This is a genomic window from Streptomonospora nanhaiensis (assembly GCF_026642255.1).
In the GTDB taxonomy this organism is placed as follows: Bacteria; Actinomycetota; Actinomycetes; order Streptosporangiales; family Streptosporangiaceae; genus Nocardiopsis; species Nocardiopsis tropica.
Genome location: NZ_CP113264.1, coordinates 561,004 through 579,573, shown reverse-complemented (window position 1 = coordinate 579,573; position 18,570 = coordinate 561,004). Strand labels below are relative to the sequence as shown.

The following is an 18,570-nucleotide window of genomic DNA, read 5'->3' as shown; positions in this document are numbered from 1 at the left end:
AGATGTGAGCGCCCTTCTTCCGAATTCCTCGGGATGCCGCTCATTTGACCGCCACGAGAACGCACCTGTCGCTCTCCTCGGTCAGGGGACCACCGTTCTCGTCGTAACCGCGGACCGAAACGAAACCGGCCTGCAGGGCGAGTGCGCGCATCTCAGGGAAACCATACCGGCGGACGAACGAAGTCCTCTCGATACGGCGTCCATCAACGAGAAGCGTCTGCCGGCTCTTTTGGACTCCGTTCTGGGCATCGTAGGTATGGTACTCGACAAGGAAGTCATCGCCCTTGGAGCGTACCGTAACGGGATCGAACCGACGAGCCATTCTGTCCCAATGCCGCGTCTCCAGCAACAGACGGCCACCCGGCTCCAGACAGCCAAATATCTGACGCAGCACCTGAGCGTTTTCCGCGTCGCTGAAGTAGCCGAAACTGGTGAACCACAGCAGTGCACAGGCAAAGCCGTCCATACCCCACAAGTTGCGCATGTCCCGCTGGCGGAAGTCAGCCTGGACATCCAGCGCGCGAGCCCGCGCCCGTGCCTCGTCCAACAGGAAAACGCTCAGATCCACCCCGGTGGCATCGAATCCGGACACCGTAAGGCTATTCGTCATCCGCCCGTAGCCGCAGGCCACGTCCAGTATTCGGTCGCCCGGTCGCAGACCGGCGAGCTCCAGCACGAGGCCGACATCGCGCTTCAACCGGTCATCGGCCAGCTCCCCTTCCCAGAAGCGCAGGTAGTACTCGTCGAAGAGTTCCGACGCAGACGTGGCCTGCGAACGGCTATCGGATTCGGACTCGTGCACTTTCGACTGCCCCTCCCCTTGAACTTCTCTTCTGGGTGGAACTTGGGTATGACGCGGCGAAACGCCGCGCACACCGAGTTCATGCCTGGCCCTCACAGGGGAAATTCCACGGCAGTTGTACCGGTGTCCGCGATCGAGAACTCCAATTCCCGAGAACCGGCTGCCGACATGGCCTTCCTCAGCCGTTCCTGTTCTCCTTGGCGACAGCTGAAAAGAAGGAATCCGCCGCCGCCCGCACCCAGGAGCTTCCCGGCCTCAGCACCCGAGTCCAGAGCAAGTCGGTGGAGTTCGTCGATGCGCGGCAGCGACACCGTCTCGCTGAGGCGGGACTTGGCCAGCCAGTGCTCCGCGAGGACGTGGCCGATGGACTCGACCCGGTCCTCGCGCAATTCGTCGAGCAGGGTGTCGGCGAGCGCCCGGATGGAATCCAGGCGTCGCAGCACCCCCGGCCCACGCGCGCGGGTCAGACGGTCCTGGGCGGCGAGCATCCGTCCGGCGTCGCGGCTGACACCCGTGGAGAACAGGAGGAGCCGATCGGCGACATAGGATCTCAGGCGGTCCGTGATCGGCAGCGGCGTCTGGCGGACACGGCCCTCCGGCTCGAAGGCCAGGGCCCTGAGACCGCCGAAGGCCGCCATGTAATGGTCGTGCTTCCCGACCGGACGCCGCAGGTCGATCATCTCCACCGCACTGGCGTCCTCGGCCAGCGACACGGGGTCGTCCCCGCCGATCCCGTCCATGCGCCGCACAGCATGGAGCATCGCCACGGTGAACGCTCCCGAACCGCCGAGCCCACTCCCGCTCGGCACGTCGGAGAACGTACCGATCCGGACTCCGCCGCCGGCGCCGGACCTGGAGAGCACGGCCCGGGCGAACGGGTTCTGCAGCAGGTCGGCATCCGTGGCGCTCTCGGCGTTCCCCGGGTCCTCGAGGTCGGCGAACCCGATCCGGGCAGTGCCGTCGGACACCCCGGGATGGGCGGCGACGCACACCCACCGATCGATCGCCAGGCTGATCACCAACCCCGTACGCAACCCGGAGTAGCTGGGCAGATCGGTTCCGCCACCCGCGAGCGAGACTCGCAGGGGTGCCTTGGCGACGATCATCCGCGGCCTCGCCCCCTTCACCCGGCGCCCGCCTCGGGGAGTGGCCCCGCATCGCGACGGTCTCTCGCGCCGATCAGCCCTCCGTGGACGAGGGCTCCCGGTGGGACGACCGCGCCGGGCAGCAGGACCGTGTGCGAGAGTCCGGCCCCCGAGCCGACGCGCGTTCCGGCGCCGATGACGACCGGCCCGCGGAAGACCACGTCCTCCCCCAGTTCCGCGGTCGGGTGGACGAACACGGGGGGCTCACCCGAACCGGGTCCACCGGCACCGCTCCCCTCTGGAAGGAGCCGGGGGATCCGGCCGCTGACCGCGTCCAGGTTGGCCCCGAGCAGAGAGTCCGGCGTACCGATGTCACGCCAGTAACCGCGGAGGGGGTGGCCTGAGACCCGGCGTCCCCCGGCCATCAGGACCGGGGCCAGGTCGCGGGCGTAGTCGACGCCGGGCATGCCACCCGCCAGAAGATCGGCTGTCACCCCGACGAGTCCCGTGTCGAGGCAGTAGGCGCCGGCACTGATCCAGTGTTCCTCCTCGTCAGGGACGTCCGGCTTCTCCACAGCCGAGAGAACCGTTCCCTCGCCGTCCAGTTCGAGGACACCGAACCGGCGTGCTCCCCGGCTCCGGGTGACACCGAACACGAGATCGGCCTCACCGCCGGCACAGGCAGCGGCCAAGTCCTCGAAGCCACCGTCCGACACGATGTCCCCCGAGACCACCAGGACCGCGTCGTAGGCGGCCAGGGTGTCGGCGAAAAGGGTGAGCGCACCGGCAGGTCCGGTCAACTCCGGCTCGACCCGGTGGTGTACCGGCACGCGGCAGGCGCGGGTGGACAGATAGGACGCGACCCGGTCCGCTTGATGGTGGAGGTTGACGAAGACCTCCTCTGCGCCCGCCGCCGCGAGTTGGTCGAGGAGCTCACCGAGAAGCGGGCGGTCGAGCACGGGCACCAGCGGTTTGGGGATGTCGTCGGTGAACGGGGCCAGCCTGCTGCCCACGCCGGCGGCGAGCACCATACCCGCCAGCCTCATGACACCCCCCTCTTTCCGTCCGTGTCCCTTCTCTTCGCCCACCGGTTCGGGGTGGCCTCGTCCGGCCGGTACACCTGGGGGACACCGCCCTGCATGGCTCTGACGACCATGTGGTTGACGGCGATGTGCAGGTCCTCGGCCAGCCCGTAGTCGCCTTCACCGAGCTCGATCCAGGTGTCGCAGAGATTCGCCAGTGCTCCGGGATATCCGACGAGTGCGAGCACTCCGATGTCCAGGGCCCTCGCCGACTTCACCGCCCGCACGAGGTTCGGGGACTGGCCGCTGACACTGAGCAGCACCAGCAGGTCACCGGGCCGCCCCATGGCTTCCACCTGGCGCGAGAACACCTCCTCGAAGCTCGTGTCGTTGGCCAGCGAGGTCAGCCGGGCCGTATTGTCCGACAGGCAGTGGACGTTGACCGGTCCACCCAGCATGTTGGTCGCCGCGGCCCAGTCACTCGCAATGTGGGAGGCGGCTGTCGCACTGCCGCCGTTGCCCGCGACGAAGATGCCGCGGCGCTCGGTCAGCGCCTCGACCACCGTGACGACGAAACGTTCGAGCGCCGCGACGTCGATCCTGGCGATCGCGTTGGTGAGGTCTGCCAGGTACGTGGCGGCAGGACCGATGTCCCGTGAGGCCCCAGGCTCGTGGGGAGCGCTCCCATTCACAAGCGGATCGATTCGGTCTTGACAGCAGAAGGTCGGTAGGCGATGGCCGCACGCGGGTTCGTGGAGAAGACCGTTCTGATCTCGTCCTCCGCCAGACCGATGTCGATCATGTTGCGGCGCTGCTGCTCGTATCCCTGCGATCCGGCCGCGACCGCCCCGTCGTCACGACACCAGAGTTCCTGGCTGCCGATACGTGAGAGTTGTTCACCGGCCATGACATCGACTTCGGTGTGGTCGGTCAGCGCAATCAGGTTCTCCGGCCCCAGATAATCGACGGTGCGGCGGCAGATTTCAAGGTCGACATGCCTGCCATCGAAATTAAGGCAGGGAATGAGGCGCTTCGCCCGAGCCTCGTTCAAGAGGGTGGCAGGGACGGGACCGAGCAGCCTTGACACGTTATCCTCCACCCATTCCTCCTCCATCACCGCCGATAACTCGCGATCACGACGACCCCATTCCTCCGGTGTCCGCCAGGCGTGGGAGAAGTTCCTGGGCATGTCGTTGTAAAGATGATCTGTCAACACAAGGTACGGTGAGGACTCATAGTGCCCGTGCAGGAATTCAACGACATTGAGTGTCAGTTCCGAGCTTCGCCTCGGGTTATCGTGATGAAAATGACCCAGGGCAATCTTTATTCCGTTTTCATAGAAACTCAGCATGAGGTCCGAGAAAAGCAGTCCGTCGTCGATCTCCTCATCGAGCTCCATGGCATCCGGGGCTATCACCACATACCGGAGACCATGCTTCCCCAGCTCAGAAAGCTTCTGCCACTCCTCGGCCGAGGGAAGCCACTTCCCGGACCTCGGAATACCGCCATGCGGACCCAGAATGGGTCCCTCGACGGCAAACCCGGCCACATTTGGAAGAAGCCCCTTTGCGCTCTGCTCTCCGAACGCGCGAACCACCTCTAAAAATTCTTCCTGCTTTTCGCGCCCGAGGAAGGCCGTCGGAAGAATCTCCAGGTCGCGCTCTTGAGATAATTTCTGGATCCCCGAAAGGTCCTCAGGAACCAGGGAAGAGAAGTCGTATTGGCCTATCCCGTGCGAATGGTAGACAAACGCTTTCATATCATCCTTGCTGATCTTCTCATCCGAAGCCGGACAGTCGATCGCAGAGGAACGGCCGCTCAGCCTTTAAATAGAAAAAAACCAGGGAAGCAAATTTATGACCCGCAGAAAAAAATTTCCACAGAGTCAAACGGTCTCAGGATCCAATAAGGCCAGAAATTAACACGTTGAAGCAAGGGATGTCAATAGGTTCACGGCTTCGGTCCGAAAGATGCCGGATCCGGCCACTTCGGAAGCCGACTGCCCGGCGGGAACTGTGTCAGCGAAGCGCAACAAAAACGCAGGCCAAAGGTGTCGGACAGGGTTGAATGGAGCAATCGCCGACGCCATGGGCTCCGGTGGGAACTACCGCGGTCGGCCGAGGTGTACCCGTCGGCGGTGATGAGGGGCTCGCCCCCGGCCCGTGGGGACAGCGGACCGGGAAGGGTGCGCCGTGCCGCTCGGCGGGTCCGCCGCCCGGCACGGATCGCCCCGGGGAACGGCGCCGAACGGACCACTGCCGAGCGGACCGGTCTCCGGACGCCGGGGCCCGGGCGGGGGCGACAGCCTTTGGCACCAGGTCCCCCGCAAGCGTGCGGGGGCGTCACCGTCGGCAGGGGAAGCGAGCCAGGCGGCGAACCCGTCCACGCACCGGCAGGGAAAGGCTCCACGGACGTCCTGAAGGACGTAGGAAGCCGCACCGCCCCCGTCCGCGTCCCGAGGAGAACAGGGGCGCCCTGACGTCGGTCATGTCCGAGACCGGCGAGGCACGGTCCCTGCAGTTTCCCCGCAGGACGCGGGCCGTTCGCCGACGGCCGCACCCACCGGCCGCCCGACCTGCCGCTTTGTCGCTCAAGAGAGCCGACGAGGGGACTTGAACCCCTAACCTATCGCTTACAAGGCGATTGCTCTGCCAATTGAGCTACGTCGGCCGACCGCCCGGGACCCCTGGCCCCGGGTGCGTCCACCCGAATGGTACCGGTTCGGACGACGCCTGGCCCACTCGGATACGGAACGGGCCCGAAGTCTGCCGATACGTCCCCACCTGGTCACCCGTGGCGACGGGGCGGACACGAACGGGGGCGCCCAGGCTACGAACGCACCCGATCCGGCAAAAAGACGCCCGGAGCGTTTCGACGTCCGATTAGCCACCTTCTCCCCCGGAAACGGGAGGGGGACATGCCCCTGCCGCGGGGCGGAGAGGTGGGAAGGACATGGCCGGCAACAGAGGCGTGGTGTACCAGGGACCCGGCCGGGTCGAGGTCGCCGACATCGCCTACCCGGAGTTCGTCCTCAGGGACGGGCCCGGCGTCAACCCCGCCAACGTGGGGCGGCAGCTCCCCCACGCGGCGATCCTCAAGGTGGTCGCGACCAACATCTGCGGGAGCGACCAGCACATGGTCCGGGGCCGCACGACCGCACCGCAGGGCCTGGTCCTCGGGCACGAGATCACCGGCGAAGTGGTCGAGACGGGGCCGGGCGTGGAGTTCGTCGGGGTCGGCGACCTCGTCTCGGTCCCGTTCAACATCTCGTGCGGCCGGTGCGTGAACTGCAAGGCGCGCCGGACGGAGATCTGCCTCAACGTCAACCCCGACCGCCCCGGCTCCGCGTACGGCTACGTCGACATGGGCGGCTGGGTGGGCGGCCAGGCGAAGTACGCGCTGGTGCCCTACGCCGACTGGAACCTGCTGAAGTTCCCCGACAGGGACCGGGCGCTGGAGAAGATCCTCGACCTGACGATGCTCTCGGACATCTTCCCGACCGGCTACCACGGCTGCGTGACCGCCGGCGTCGGCGTGGGGTCGTCGGTGTACGTCGCGGGCGCGGGGCCCGTCGGGCTGGCGGCGGCGGCCTCGGCCCTGCTCCTGGGAGCCGCGGTCGTGATCGTCGGCGACATGAACGAGGCACGGCTCGCCCAGGCCCGCGGCTTCGGGTGCGAGACGATCAACGTCGCGGAGGGCGACCCGGGAGACCAGATCGAGCAGATCCTCGGCGTCCCCGTGGTGGACTGCGCGGTGGACGCCGTCGGCTTCGAGGCCCACGGGTCCGGGAAGGACGCCGGGAAGGAGGCGCCCGCCAGTGTCCTCAACACCGCGATGGAGGTGACGAGGGCGGGCGGTTCGATCGGTATCCCCGGCCTGTACGTGACCGGTGACCCCGGCGCCGCCGACGAGGCCGCGAAGGTGGGCTCGCTGTCGATCCGGTTCGGGCTGGGCTGGTCCAGGTCGCACGCCTTCTTCACCGGCCAGTGCCCGGTCATGAAGTACCACCGGGAGCTGATGGCGGCGATCCTCGCCGACCGCGTGCGCATCGCCGACGCCGTCAACGCCGTGGCGATCCCGCTGGAGGAGGCCCCGCAGGGCTACCGCTCCTTCGACGAGGGCGCCGCGAGCAAGTACGTGCTCGACCCCAACGGCTATCTGGGCGCCGCCGCGTCCTGAGCCGCCCGAACCCGGGGCGGCGCCCGGCCGCCCCGGCTCAGGCGTCGGGGTGCTCGCGCAGCAGGCGCAGCACCTCCGCCTCGACGGGGCCGCGGGTGGCGAGTTCCCCGACGGGCGTCCTCCTCCCCAGCTCGGTGAGGGAGACGTCGACGGTGATCCCGCGCTCGCGGAGGCGGAAGACCCGGGGGTCGATGTAGGAGGCCCGGGCCACCGCCTCCGTGTTTCCCAGGTGCTCGGCCACCTCACGGGACACGTGCGCCGCCGGCCTCCGGTGCGCCGCCTCGCCGTCCGGGTCGGCCGCCACCGCGAGGCCCACCGCCGCGAGCACCGTCGCGTGCCACGTGCGGAACCCCTTGACCGTGCAGTCGCCGCCGGAGACCTCCCGGAGATAGGCGTTGAGGTCCTCACTGCGCACGTCGTGCCAGCCCTCCGGCACGCGGTGGGCGAACAGCCCCTGCCCCGGCGAACGGGCCCGCCGGAGGGAGGCGACGGCCCGGCACACGCCCGGTTCGGCGCACTCGAAGCGCTGCTCCCGGCCGGACTTGCCGGGGAACTCGAACACCACGGCGCCGCCCTCGCGGCGGGCGTGCTCGCGCAGCAGGGTCGCCACGCCGTAGGAGTCGTTGCGGGCGGCGTACTCCTCGCCCCCGGCGCGGAGGAAGCCCAGGTCGATCAGCCGGACGGCCGCGGCCAGGACGCGTTCGCGCCCGAGTCCGCGCCCGGCCAGGTGTTCGGCGGCCCTGTCCCTGATCCCGGGCAGGAGTTCGGCGAAGTCCAGCATCCCGTCGTACTTGGCCTGCTCGCTGCGGTGCCGCCACTCCGGGTGGTAGAGGTACTGGCGGCGTCCCGCGTCGTCGGTTCCGCACGCCTGGACGTGCCCGTCCGGCGAGGGGCAGATCCACACGTCCCGCCAGGCCGGCGGCACCGCGATCCCCTTGACGCGCCGCACCTCGTCCGGGTCGGTGACCGGCTCCCCGGAGGCGTGGTGGTAGCGGAAGCCGCGCCCGCGCCGTACCCGGGTGATGCCCGGGGCGTCCGTGTCGCTGCGCCGCAGCCGGGGCCTCCCCGGCCGGGACGGCGGGTCGGCCCGGCCGCTCACGGAGCCGCCCGGGGACGGTGCCCGGTTCCGCCACGGGCGGCCGCGTGGACCGCCCCGTCCTCCGGCATCGCGCTCAACCGCCTCCTCGTCGTCCGGGAAGGATGTGGGTGCACAGCTACCCGGGCCGCGGAGCGTGAAAACGGGACGGCCCCCACTGCCGGACCCGGCCCCGCGGCGGCGGGCGGCGGGCGCGCGCCCCCGGGACCGGTGCGACCGGCGGGCCTGCGGCCCGGGACGCCGACGGCCCCCGGTCGGGGTGACCGGGGGCCGTGCTCACGCGTGCGCGGGTCAGACCGCCTCGGCGCGGCGGCGGGACACCGCGTAGAGGGAGACCCCGGCGGCGACGGAGGCGTTGAGCGACTCGGCGTTGCCGATCGGGATGCTCGCGACGACGTCGCAGGCCTCGCGCACCAGGCGCGACAGGCCCTTGCCCTCGGAGCCGACCACGATGACCAGCGGCCCGGTGGCCAGTTCCAGGTCGGGGATCTGGGCGTCGCCGCCGGCGTCGAGGCCGACCACGAACAGCCCGGCCTTCTTGAAGCCCTCCAGCGCCCGGGTCAGGTTGGTGGCCTGGGCGACGGGCAGCCGGGCGAGGGTGCCGGCGGAGGTCTTCCACGCGGTCATGTTGACACCGGCCGAGCGGCGCTCGGGGATGACCAGGCCGTGCGCGCCGAACGCGGCGGCCGACCGGGCGATGGCCCCCAGGTTGTGCGGGTCGGTGACCCCGTCCAGGGCGACGATCAGCGGAGGGGTGTCGGAGTCCTTCGCGGCGTCCAGCAGGCCCTCCGGGGCCCAGTACTGGTACGGGCGCACCTGGAGGACGAGCCCCTGGTGGACGGCGCCGGGCTGGCCGTTGCTCTCACAGCGGCGGTCGAGCTCGGTCTTGGTGACCTCGACGACGTCGATGCCCCGGGCGCCGGCCATCTTCGCGGCCTCGTTGACGCGGTCGTCGGGGTCGAGGCTGTTGGCCAGGAACAGCCGGGTGGCGGGCATTCCGGCGCGCAGCGCCTCCACCACCGGGTTGCGGCCGACCAGCAGGTCGGAGCTGTCGGACCGGCGCTCGGAACGGGCCCCGTCCTGCTGTCCGCCACCGGGACCGCGCTTGGCGGCGCGCTGCCGCTGCTTGCCGTCGTACCAGTGCCGTTCCGACGCGGGCAGGGTGCCGCTCTTGCCCTCCAGGGACCTGCGGCCCTTGCCGCCGCTGCCCTTGGTCGGACCCTTCTTGCTCTTCTTCGCCGTCATTGGTCGCCGCTTCCCCGTACGTGTTGCGAGCATGCCGGAGGCGCGCTGCATCCGGCTGGTGGAATATCGCCGACCAGCGCGAGGCGCGGCGGCAAACTCCCAGAGTAGTGCCGCCGCGCAACCGCACGCGTCCGGTCAGCCCCGACGCAGGTCCCATCGGGAGCCCTGCGGGGTGTCCTCGACCACGATTCCCGCCTCGGCGAGCTGGTCCCTGATGGCGTCGGCCGCCGCGTAGTCCTTGCGGGCGCGGGCCGCCTTGCGCTGTTCGAGGGCGACCGCCACCAGGGCGTCCACGACCTCGCCGAGTCCCTGGTCCGCGCTCGACCACTGCTCGCTGAGCGGGTCGAGGCCCAGGACGGCCAGCATGGCGCGCAGTTCCCCGGCGATCTCGGCGGCCTGCTCCTTGCCCCCGGAGGCCAGGGCCGTGTTGCCCTCGCGGACGTGGCCGTGCACGACGGCGAGGGCCTGGGAGACCCCGAGGTCGTCGTCGAGGGCGGAGGCGAACCCGTCCGGCACGCGGTCGGCGGGGGCGACCTCGCCCAGCACCTCGACGGCGCGGGTGAGGAAGCCCTCGATCCGCTGGTAGGCGGCGGCCGCCTCCCGGAGCGCGGCGTCGGAGTAGTCGATGGTGGAGCGGTAGTGGGCCTGGCCGAGGTAGTAGCGCAGTTCGACCGGGCGGACCTTCTGGACCATCTGCGGGATGAGCAGGGAGTTGCCGAGCGACTTGCTCATCTTCTCGCCGCCCACGGAGAGCATGCCGTTGTGCAGCCAGTACTGGGCGAAGCCGTCGCCGGCCGCACGGGACTGGGCGAGCTCGTTCTCGTGGTGCGGGAAGATCAGGTCCAGCCCGCCGCCGTGGATGTCGAAGCTGGGGCCGAGGTACTTGGTGGCCATGGCCGAGCACTCCAGGTGCCAGCCGGGCCGGCCGCGCCCCCACGGGGTGTCCCAGCTGGGCTCGCCCGGTTTGGCGCCCTTCCAGAGGGCGAAGTCGCGGGGGTCGCGCTTGTCCCGGTCCGGATCGGAGTCGGAGGACTCCATGACCTGGTCCAGCCGCTGGTTGGAGAGTTCGCCGTAGGACGGGTAGGAGCGCACGTCGAAGTAGACGTCGCCGCAGCCGTCGTCGGAGGCGTAGGCGTGGCCGTCGTCGATGAGGCGGCGCATGAGGTCGATCATCTCGGGCACGTGGCCGGTGGCACGCGGCTCGACGGTGGGCGGCAGGCACCCGAGGGTCTCGTAGGCCCGGGTGAACGCGCGCTGGTTGCGCTCGGTGACCTGCCACCAGGGCACGCCCTCGGACGCCGCGACCCTGATGATCTTGTCGTCGATGTCGGTGACGTTGCGGCAGAAGGTGACGTCGTACCCGCTGTGGCTCAGCCACCGCCGCAGGATGTCGAAGTTGACCCCGGAGCGGATGTGGCCGATGTGCGGGGGTGCCTGCACCGTGGCACCACACAGGTACAGGGAGGCGGATCCCTCGCGCAGGGGGACGAACTCGCGGACCTGTCGGGCACTGGTGTCATAGAAGCGCAGACTCACGTTGTCAAGCCTATCCGCTTTCCCCTCGGGGCCGCGTCACAAACCACGAACTCCCACGCCGGTCGTTCCCCCTTCGGTCATCCCGAAGTGCGTATATGTGTTAAGCCGTATTTGGGAAGAGGGGGCACGGGAAAACACCTCCCCACCGCCCGCCCCCGGGGATCAGCAGGCCGCCAGACCCTGCATATTCCGACAGAACACCCCAGAACACCCCCGAGTGTGCCGGTCGGGAAGCAACCGTAATCGGTCGGAATCTCGTGTTAGCGGCACCGACTCGACTACGCTGCGGTGGCGATGGCCCCTTACAACAACACCCCCGGATCAAGGACACGGAACGGTCGGCCCGCAGGTCGCGTCACGGGAGCCGGAGCTCTCGCGGGTGGTGCCCTGTTCGTCGGGCTCATCGCACTGTGCGCCCTCGTCATCTCCTACAACGGCATCTTCCAGTTCGCCGAGTACGGCGGCCACGCGGGCAGCGCCCTGGCCCACGTGTTCCCGGTGACCTACACCCTCCTGCTGATCATGGCGTGCTGGGTGAGCTACCTCCTGCGCGGGGCGCACCCCCGCGAGCGGCTCTGGGTGGACCTGGTCCTGATCCCGGCACTGATCATGTTCGCCACCGCGGCCATGCTGCTGAGCAACCTCGAACTCGTCGAACGGGTGCCCGAGGGGATCGCCCGGGTCGTCGTCGCGGTGGCCCCGCTCGCCGCCCTGCTCGTGGCGTTCCTGCTGTGGATGACCGTCCGGGCGCACATGCGCAGACGCCGCCGCACGCCGACCGCCCGGCCCCGCCCCTCCGACGACCCCGCCACCGTGCTGCAGGCGCGCGCGGTGGTCTCCCCCGCCCGCGTGCCGGACGAGCCGGACGACGCCGCTCTCAGAACCCGGCTGCTGCGCCTGGGCCCCGACGACCGGGACACGGAAGCCGCGGACGGGGCACGGTCGCACGAGGCCGGGGAGTTCGTCCGGATCCGCCCCCGGTCCGAGGCGACCGCCGTCCCGGAGCGGAACGACGACGGCTCCGAGGCGACCGGGGACCTCCGGCACGACGAGCCGGACGAGCCGGACGAGATGCCGGAGGACGACCGGGAGGACGGCCCGGAGGAGCACCGGAACGCGGCGGGGCCGATCGCCGCACCGGTGCCGGTGCAAGCGTCCCCTCCGGGGCACGGCCGCCGCGGCGACGAGGACGACGAGGCGTCGGCGCCGACGTTCCCGCTCCCCCGGCGCTCCCGGAGCGGGCACAACCCGATCAAGCTGGCCGCCGAGCAGCCCCCCGTGGTGCCCGGCGCCGCGGCCCCCGGGCCCGAGTTCCCGGAGGACCGGTCCGGTGGCGCGGCCGCCCACGCCCACGCCCACGCCGACGCCGGCGGGCCGGTCGAGGCGGTCCCGGACCACCTCGCCGACGAGGGCTTCGACCACGAGCCGCCGCCAGGCGACCCGGCCTCCGACGAGGCGGAGGCCCCCGCCGCCCTCCCCGTTCCCGGAGGGGAGCCGGAGGCGGTCGGCGGCGAGGGGTCCGTGCCTGTGGCGGAGACCGCGTCGGCCCCCGCCGCCCGGACACCGGCGGAGAGCGCTTCCCGGTCGGAGGACCCGGACCACGGGCCCCACGGGGAGGACCGCGGCTACGCGGAGCACGAGGGCTACGGCGGGGACGGGCCCGACCCGCACGGGGCCGTGCGGGGGGCCGTGCCCGCCCCCGTCGCGGGAACCGGTGCCGGGACGCCTTCCGGGACCGGTGCCGACGGTGCCATCCGTGCCGCCGGTGCCGACGCCTGGGACGAGACGTCGGACCGGTCGGCGGACGGGCTCACGGACGGGCCCGCCGACGCGGTGGCCGACGCGGTGGCGGAAGGGTCGTCGGACCTGTCGGTGGACGGGCCCGCGGACGACGGCACCGGCCCCGGGGACGGCCGTGTGCCGGCGACCGCCCTCTGGGAGCCCCCTGCGAGCGCCGACACGGGGGCCGGGGTCCTGTCGGACTACGTGCCGCCGGTGTGGACGCCTCCGGAGGACGACGGGCCCGCGGACGAGGACCGTGTGGAACCGGATCCCGAACCGGCGCCCGTGCTCGACCACGACACGGGGCCGACGGTGCGCGCGGCGTTCCGGATCCCCCAGGCGCCGCCGGAGACCGTCGGCCCGACGCCGGCGCCGACAGCACCGGAACCCGCGGAACCGCACCCGGCGGAGGCCGCCCCGGTACCGGGGACGGGGGACGTGTCGGCCCGGGAGGGCGTGCCCGGTCCCGGGCCCGGGGCCCCGGAAGGGGAGCCGGACGTGGAACCCGGGGAGGAGCCCCTGCCCGAGGTGGAGGAGCTTCCGTCCGCCTTCGGCCCCGGCGCCGAACCGGAGACCCGGGCCCCCTCGGACCGGGAGGCCCCGGAGGACGGGGCCGGGTCCCGCGCGGACCGGCCCGGACCGGAGCGCCTGCCCCTGACGAAGCGGAGCGTGCGGACGCCGGTGGAGAAGCGCCCCATGGTGCTCAAGCCGCCCCGTCCGCCGCTGCCCGACTTCGCGGCGGGACCGCCGTCGCGGCGCGTGCGCAGCGAACCGCTCCGCCCCGACGAGTGAGCCGTGCGCCCCGCCCGGTCGTCCACAGCCCCGCGGAAGGGGTGGCGGACGGCGACCGGGCGGGCCATGCTGTTGCCGGGGGCGCGTGAGCGCCCCGCGGGGAGGGGTGACCCCCATGCCAGAACATCCCCCGCCCGTCCGGCGCCAACCACCCCCGCACGCCCTGTGGACGACCTGGACCCCCGGGCTCCCGGTTTCCGATCGGGTGCGAGGCGCACCCCGGTGTCTCCTGCGTCCCGTTCAGAGCCTCGGGCGGGCTGCCGCGCGAGGGTCGGTGCACGAGGACCGGCGCCCTCCGCCGCGAGGACCGGCGCCCTCCGCCGCGAGGGCTACTGCCCCGGTGTGCCCCCGGGTCGACCGGCGGTCGCGCCGCGCCACCGGGAACACGACCGGCCGAGCGCGACGCCCCGCCGCCGGCCGCGCCGTCCGCAGCACCGGACGGGGGCCGGACCTCGGGGACGGACCGCGGGGCCGCCCGCTCACGGCCCCCGCGTACCGGCCGGTCCCGGACACGCCCCCGGACACCGGCACGCCCCCGGACACGACGAAGGTCCCGCACCCCCGGGTGCGGGACCCCTCTGTTCGCCGTTCGTCCCCTCGCCGCCCCTCTGGGGGCCGGGCCGCACCGGAGCCGTACAGGCCCGGCGCCGCCGCCGGCGAGCGGGTCAGTCCACCGCCGCGCACAGGGCCGTGGCGACGGCCGCGATGCCCTCGCCGCGGCCGGTGAGGCCCAGGCCGTCGGTCGTGGTCGCGGAGATGCTTACCGGCGCCCCCACGACCTCGGAGAGCGTCTTCTCGGCCTCGGCGCGCCGGGGCGAGAACTTGGGACGGTTGCTGATGATCTGGATGGCGACGTTGCCGATCTCGAAACCGGCCGCGCGAACGCGCGCCGCGGTCTCGGTGAGCAGCGCGGCGCCCGAGGCGCCCTTCCACCGCGGTTCCGCCGTGCCGTAGTTGGACCCGAGGTCCCCCAGGCCGCAGGCGGACAACAACGCGTCGCACGCCGCATGGGCGGCGACATCGCCATCCGAATGGCCGCTGACACCGTCTTCACCCGGCCATTCCAAACCGGCGAGAAAAAGTGTCCGTCCAGGAGAAAACGGGTGGACGTCCGTTCCGACGCCCACCCGAGGCATATTCGTCATGAATGACGCGATTCCGTGACTGGAGTTCAGGTCGTGAGAACCTCGTCGAGGAGGGCCTCGGCCTTGTCCTCGTTGGTCTTTTCCGCGAGGGCGAGTTCGCTGACGAGAATCTGGCGCGCCTTGGCGAGCATCCGCTTCTCGCCGGCGGACAGACCGCGCTCCTTGTCCCGGCGCCACAGGTCGCGAACCACCTCGGCGACCTTGTTGACGTCGCCCGACGCCAACTTCTCCAGGTTCGCCTTGTAGCGCCTGGACCAGTTGGTGGGCTCCTCGGTGTGCGGTGCGCGCAGCACCTCGAAGACCTTGTCCAGGCCTTCCTGCCCCACCACGTCACGAACGCCGACGTCCTCGGCGTTCGCGGCCGGCACACGGACCGTCAGATCGCCCTTGTCGACCCTCAGAACGAGGTAGATTCTGTCCTCGCCCTTAATGGTGCGAGTCTCGATCGCTTCAATACGAGCAGCCCCATGATGGGGGTAGACAACAGTGTCGCCGACCTTGAAAGCCATGTGACAGGTACCCCTTCCGCTACCACAAGGATACCACGAATCTGTGACTTAACGTACCTATTAGGTTTGCGAACACGCAGGTCAGGACCCCCTTTTCGGGGGTTGACAAAGTGTACCCGAGGCCTGTCGCGGGCCTGGTCAGGACGTGTCCGAAAGGCTTCGGAGCCCCCTGGCCAGCGGAACCGCGCGCCCTTGGCGAAGGGTCGGGAGAGGTCGGGCGCGGCCCGGCTCCGCCCCTCTTCGGAGGGGTCGAAGCGACGGATGTCACGATTTCGCGCCGACCGGAACCCCCTTTGTTCCGGCAGCGCCCCGCAGCCCCGCCGACGGCCCCGCGCCACCGGCGCGAACCCCCTCCGCCACACGGGCGCCACGGGTCTCCCCGGGGATCAGCCCTCCGGGTCGTAGTCCTCGCGCTTCTCGCCCGTCACCATGTAGACGAGGTTGTCGGCCACGTGCACCGCGTGGTCACCGAAGCGTTCGTAGAAGCGTCCGACGAGGGTCACGTCCATGGTCGCCTCCACCCCGTACTCCCACCCGGGGGCGAGGATGCGCTGGAGCAGCTTGCGGCGCAGGCGGTCCATCCGGTCGTCGTCCTTGTCCAGCTCCAGGGCGGTGTCGGGGTCCCTGTCGACGATGACCTCCCCGGCCTTCGTGACCAGCAGCTCCGCCTGGTGGCCCATCTCCAGGACGATCGACCGGACCGGCTTGGGGATCGCCGAGTCGGGGTGCCTGCGGCGCGCGATCTTGGCCAGGTGGACGGCGTGGTCGCCCATCCGCTCCAGGTCGCCCCGCATGTAGAGCGCGGTGATGATGGTCCTCAGGTCGGAGGCGACCGGCTGCTGCCGGGCCATCAGGCTGAAGGCCGTGTCCTCGATGTCCTGGTCGAGGCGGTTGATCGCCTCGTCGCCGGAGATGACCTCCTGGGCGGCGTCGATGTCGCTGTCCAGCAACGCCGTGGTCGCGCGTGCGACGGCGTGCCTGGCCAGTCTCGTCATCTCGACGAGGCGTTCGGTCAGACTGTCAAGGTCCTCGTGGTACGTATCGCGCATGGCGTCAATGCTCCCAGTGGTTGTTTGAAGAGTCGGCCAAGGTTTGGTGAACGATGGAAGAACCTCGGTTGTGTCGTCTGCCCTGACCGGGTAAAGCTCCAGTCCGCACGTTTACGATCGAATCGTGCAAGGGGAACTTCTCGCCGCTGTGACCGGCATCTTCGGACTCGTGACGGGCGTCGTCATCGGCGTCCTCGCCGGTCATTTCTTCCGTACGGGTACCAACGAACGCCGTCAGGCCCCGGTGCCCCAGCGCCACGACGGCACCACCCTGCCACCGGGGATCGCCGAGGTCCTCTCCGCACTTCCCTCCTCCGCAGTGGTCCTGGACTCCGCCGACAGGGTCCTGCGCGCCTCCTCGGCCGCCCGCGCCTTCGGCCTCGTCCGGGGCGAGGAGCTGGTCATAGGCGAGCTCCTCGTCCTGGCCCGCAAGGTGCGGCGCGACGGGGTCATCCGGGAGACCGACATCGAGGTGGCCGTGCGCAAGTTCGGCCCCGACGCGACGTCCTTCGCGGTGCGCGTCGCCCCCCTGGGGGGAACCGGCCTGGTGCTGGTCCTCGCCGAGGACCAGACCGAGCACCGGCGCGTGGAGGCGGTGCGCCGCGACTTCGTGGCGAACATCTCCCACGAGCTCAAGACCCCGGTCGGCGCGCTGTCCCTTTTGGCCGAAACCGTACAGGACGCCAGCGACGACCCGGAGGCGGTGCGCCGCTTCACCGACCGCATGCAGACGGAGGCCGCGCGGCTGACGGCGGTCATCCAGGACCTCATCACGCTCTCGCGGATCCAGGGCGCGGAGCCGATGGCCGAGCCCACCAGGGTCGAGCTCGGCGGCGTGGTGGAGGAGGCCCTGGACGCGGTGCGCATGCCCGCGGACGCCAAGGGGATCGAGCTGGTCGGCAGCGGCGCCGAGGGCGTCACGATCCTGGGCGACGAGGGCCTGCTGGGCACCGCCCTGCGCAACCTCATCGCGAACGCCGTCGCCTACAGTCCCAAGAACACCCGGGTCGCCGTGTCGGTCGGGGTGTCCCGCTCCAGCGTGGACATCAGCGTCGCGGACCAGGGGATCGGCATCCCCCAGCAGGACCGGGAAAGGATCTTCGAGCGGTTCTACCGTGTGGACGCCGCTCGGAGCCGGGCCACCGGTGGTACCGGCCTCGGCCTGGCGATCGTCAAGCACATCATGACCCACCACCGTGGAGAAGTGACCGTGTGGAGCAAGGAGGGGTCGGGGTCGACGTTCACACTGCGTCTGCCCAGACCCGACGACCGGGGGCCCGACGCCACCCGGAACACCGATCAGCAGGAGGCGGCACAGTGACTCGTGTACTTGTTGTCGAGGACGAGGAATCGTACAGCGACGCCCTGTCGTACATGCTTCGCAAGGAGGGCTTCGAGGTCGCCGTGGCGCCCACCGGAACGGTGGCGCTGGAGACCTTCGACCGCACCGGGGCCGACCTGGTGCTGCTGGACCTGATGCTGCCGGGCCTCTCGGGAACCGAGGTGTGCCGGACGCTGCGGCAGAAGTCCAACGTCCCCGTGATCATGCTCACCGCCAAGGACTCCGAGATCGACAAGGTCGTCGGTCTGGAGCTCGGCGCCGACGACTACGTGACCAAGCCGTTCTCCTCCCGCGAACTCGTGGCCCGTATCCGCGCGGTCCTGCGGCGCCGGGGCGAGGACGAGGTCGTCCTCCCCGCCGCCCTCGAGGCCGGTCCCGTCCGCATGGACGTGGAGCGCCACGTGGTCACGGTCCGCGGCGACAGCGTGCAGCTGCCCCTGAAGGAGTTCGAGCTCCTGGAGGTGCTGCTGCGCAACGCCGGGCGGGTGCTGACCCGGATGCAGCTCATCGACCGGGTGTGGGGCGCCGACTACGTCGGTGACACCAAGACCCTCGACGTGCACGTCAAGCGGCTGCGCGCCAAGATCGAGGAGGACCCGGGCAGCCCGCGGTACATCGTGACCGTGCGCGGTCTGGGCTACAAGTTCGAGCCGGTCACGGTCGACGTCTGAGGGCACGGGACACCCGCGGGGCCTCCCCGTCCCCCGTCGCCTCCCCCTTCGTTCCCGTGCCCCGGGCCGTGGACCGGCCACGGCCCGGGCGGCACGCCGTTCCCGCCCCCTGCGGAGCCGGGGGCCGCTCGGGCGTACCCGCGGGCCCTCGGGAGCGGTGCGGCGATCGCCGCCGCGTCGGCGGCCCCCACGTCCGGCCCGACGGGGCGCACCACGGGACGGACCGCCCTCCGGGGCCGTGTGGCGGCCCCAGGGCCGCCGCGAGTCGATCCGCCCGGAAATGTACCCGCGGGCGGCCACGGGCGGGCACAGGGG

At 70.8% G+C, this 18,570-nt stretch carries 15 protein-coding genes and 1 tRNA gene; 4 read left to right on the top strand and 12 right to left on the bottom strand.

The annotated features are described in order from the left end of the window. Nucleotides 1-40: 40 nt before the first annotated feature. The 6 genes from OUQ99_RS02630 to OUQ99_RS02605 form a co-directional block, all read right to left on the bottom strand. Complete coding sequence (locus OUQ99_RS02630; protein ID WP_267947817.1) at nt 41-802, bottom strand: SAM-dependent methyltransferase; 762 nt, start codon at nt 800-802, stop codon at nt 41-43. 92 nt (nt 803-894) lie between these two features. Then, a complete protein-coding gene (locus OUQ99_RS02625) occupies nt 895-1,908 on the bottom strand; it encodes a hypothetical protein (RefSeq protein WP_267947816.1) in 1,014 nt (337 codons plus the stop codon). A gap of 17 nt (nt 1,909-1,925) precedes the next feature. Further along, a complete protein-coding gene (locus OUQ99_RS02620; RefSeq protein WP_267947815.1) occupies nt 1,926-2,933 on the bottom strand; it encodes a nucleotidyltransferase family protein in 1,008 nt (335 codons plus the stop codon). Beyond that, on the bottom strand, nt 2,930-3,601 hold the full coding sequence (locus OUQ99_RS02615) for a D-sedoheptulose-7-phosphate isomerase (RefSeq protein ID WP_267947814.1): 672 nt from the start codon (nt 3,599-3,601) through the stop codon (nt 2,930-2,932). Before OUQ99_RS02615 ends, OUQ99_RS02620 begins: the two co-directional genes overlap by 4 nt. Then, entirely contained in the window at nt 3,598-4,668 is a 1,071-nt protein-coding gene (locus OUQ99_RS02610) for a hypothetical protein (RefSeq protein WP_267947813.1), read from the bottom strand. The genes OUQ99_RS02615 and OUQ99_RS02610 overlap by 4 nt, the downstream gene beginning before the upstream one ends. Nucleotides 4,669-5,506: 838 nt before the next feature. After that, nucleotides 5,507-5,579, bottom strand: a tRNA-Thr gene (locus OUQ99_RS02605). Between the two features lie 282 nt (nt 5,580-5,861). Here OUQ99_RS02605 and fdhA point away from each other — a divergent pair. Next, nucleotides 5,862-7,088, top strand: a complete 1,227-nt coding sequence (gene fdhA, locus OUQ99_RS02600) for a formaldehyde dehydrogenase, glutathione-independent (RefSeq protein WP_267947812.1) — start codon at nt 5,862-5,864, stop codon at nt 7,086-7,088. 37 nt (nt 7,089-7,125) lie between these two features. Here fdhA and OUQ99_RS02595 read toward each other — a convergent pair whose 3' ends face one another. The 3 genes from OUQ99_RS02595 to cysS form a co-directional block, all read right to left on the bottom strand. After that, a complete protein-coding gene (locus tag OUQ99_RS02595; RefSeq protein WP_267947811.1) occupies nt 7,126-8,187 on the bottom strand; it encodes a DNA topoisomerase IB in 1,062 nt (353 codons plus the stop codon). Nucleotides 8,188-8,475: 288 nt separating this feature from the next. After that, nucleotides 8,476-9,429 carry a 23S rRNA (guanosine(2251)-2'-O)-methyltransferase RlmB gene (rlmB, locus tag OUQ99_RS02590; protein WP_267947810.1) on the bottom strand — a complete coding sequence of 318 codons (954 nt, stop codon included), beginning with the start codon at nt 9,427-9,429 and terminating at the stop codon, nt 8,476-8,478. Between the two features lie 135 nt (nt 9,430-9,564). Beyond that, nucleotides 9,565-10,965, bottom strand: a complete 1,401-nt coding sequence (cysS, locus tag OUQ99_RS02585; RefSeq protein WP_267947809.1) for a cysteine--tRNA ligase — start codon at nt 10,963-10,965, stop codon at nt 9,565-9,567. A 294-nt stretch (nt 10,966-11,259) separates the two neighbouring features. Between cysS and OUQ99_RS02580 the strand changes: the two genes are divergently transcribed. Next, nucleotides 11,260-13,539 (top strand): DUF2637 domain-containing protein, encoded by a 2,280-nt coding sequence (locus tag OUQ99_RS02580; protein WP_267947808.1) that lies wholly within the window; start codon nt 11,260-11,262, stop codon nt 13,537-13,539. A 665-nt stretch (nt 13,540-14,204) separates the two neighbouring features. Here OUQ99_RS02580 and ispF read toward each other — a convergent pair. From ispF to phoU, 3 genes are all read right to left on the bottom strand, one after another. After that, nucleotides 14,205-14,675 (bottom strand): 2-C-methyl-D-erythritol 2,4-cyclodiphosphate synthase, encoded by a 471-nt coding sequence (gene ispF, locus OUQ99_RS02575; RefSeq protein WP_267947807.1) that lies wholly within the window; start codon nt 14,673-14,675, stop codon nt 14,205-14,207. A gap of 35 nt (nt 14,676-14,710) precedes the next feature. Continuing rightward, nucleotides 14,711-15,193 carry a CarD family transcriptional regulator gene (locus OUQ99_RS02570; protein WP_267947806.1) on the bottom strand — a complete coding sequence of 161 codons (483 nt, stop codon included), beginning with the start codon at nt 15,191-15,193 and terminating at the stop codon, nt 14,711-14,713. A gap of 386 nt (nt 15,194-15,579) precedes the next feature. Next, the gene (gene phoU / locus OUQ99_RS02565; protein ID WP_267947805.1) at nt 15,580-16,242 is read right to left on the bottom strand and encodes a phosphate signaling complex protein PhoU; all 663 of its coding nucleotides are present in this window, start codon (nt 16,240-16,242) and stop codon (nt 15,580-15,582) included. 124 nt (nt 16,243-16,366) lie between these two features. On the opposite strand from phoU, the gene OUQ99_RS02560 reads away from it, so the two are divergent. Both OUQ99_RS02560 and OUQ99_RS02555 read left to right on the top strand, forming a co-directional pair. After that, complete coding sequence (locus tag OUQ99_RS02560; RefSeq protein ID WP_402915603.1) at nt 16,367-17,563, top strand: sensor histidine kinase; 1,197 nt, start codon at nt 16,367-16,369, stop codon at nt 17,561-17,563. Continuing rightward, nucleotides 17,560-18,255, top strand: a complete 696-nt coding sequence (locus tag OUQ99_RS02555; RefSeq protein WP_267947804.1) for a response regulator transcription factor — start codon at nt 17,560-17,562, stop codon at nt 18,253-18,255. Before OUQ99_RS02560 ends, OUQ99_RS02555 begins: the two co-directional genes overlap by 4 nt. Nucleotides 18,256-18,570 lie beyond the last annotated feature (315 nt).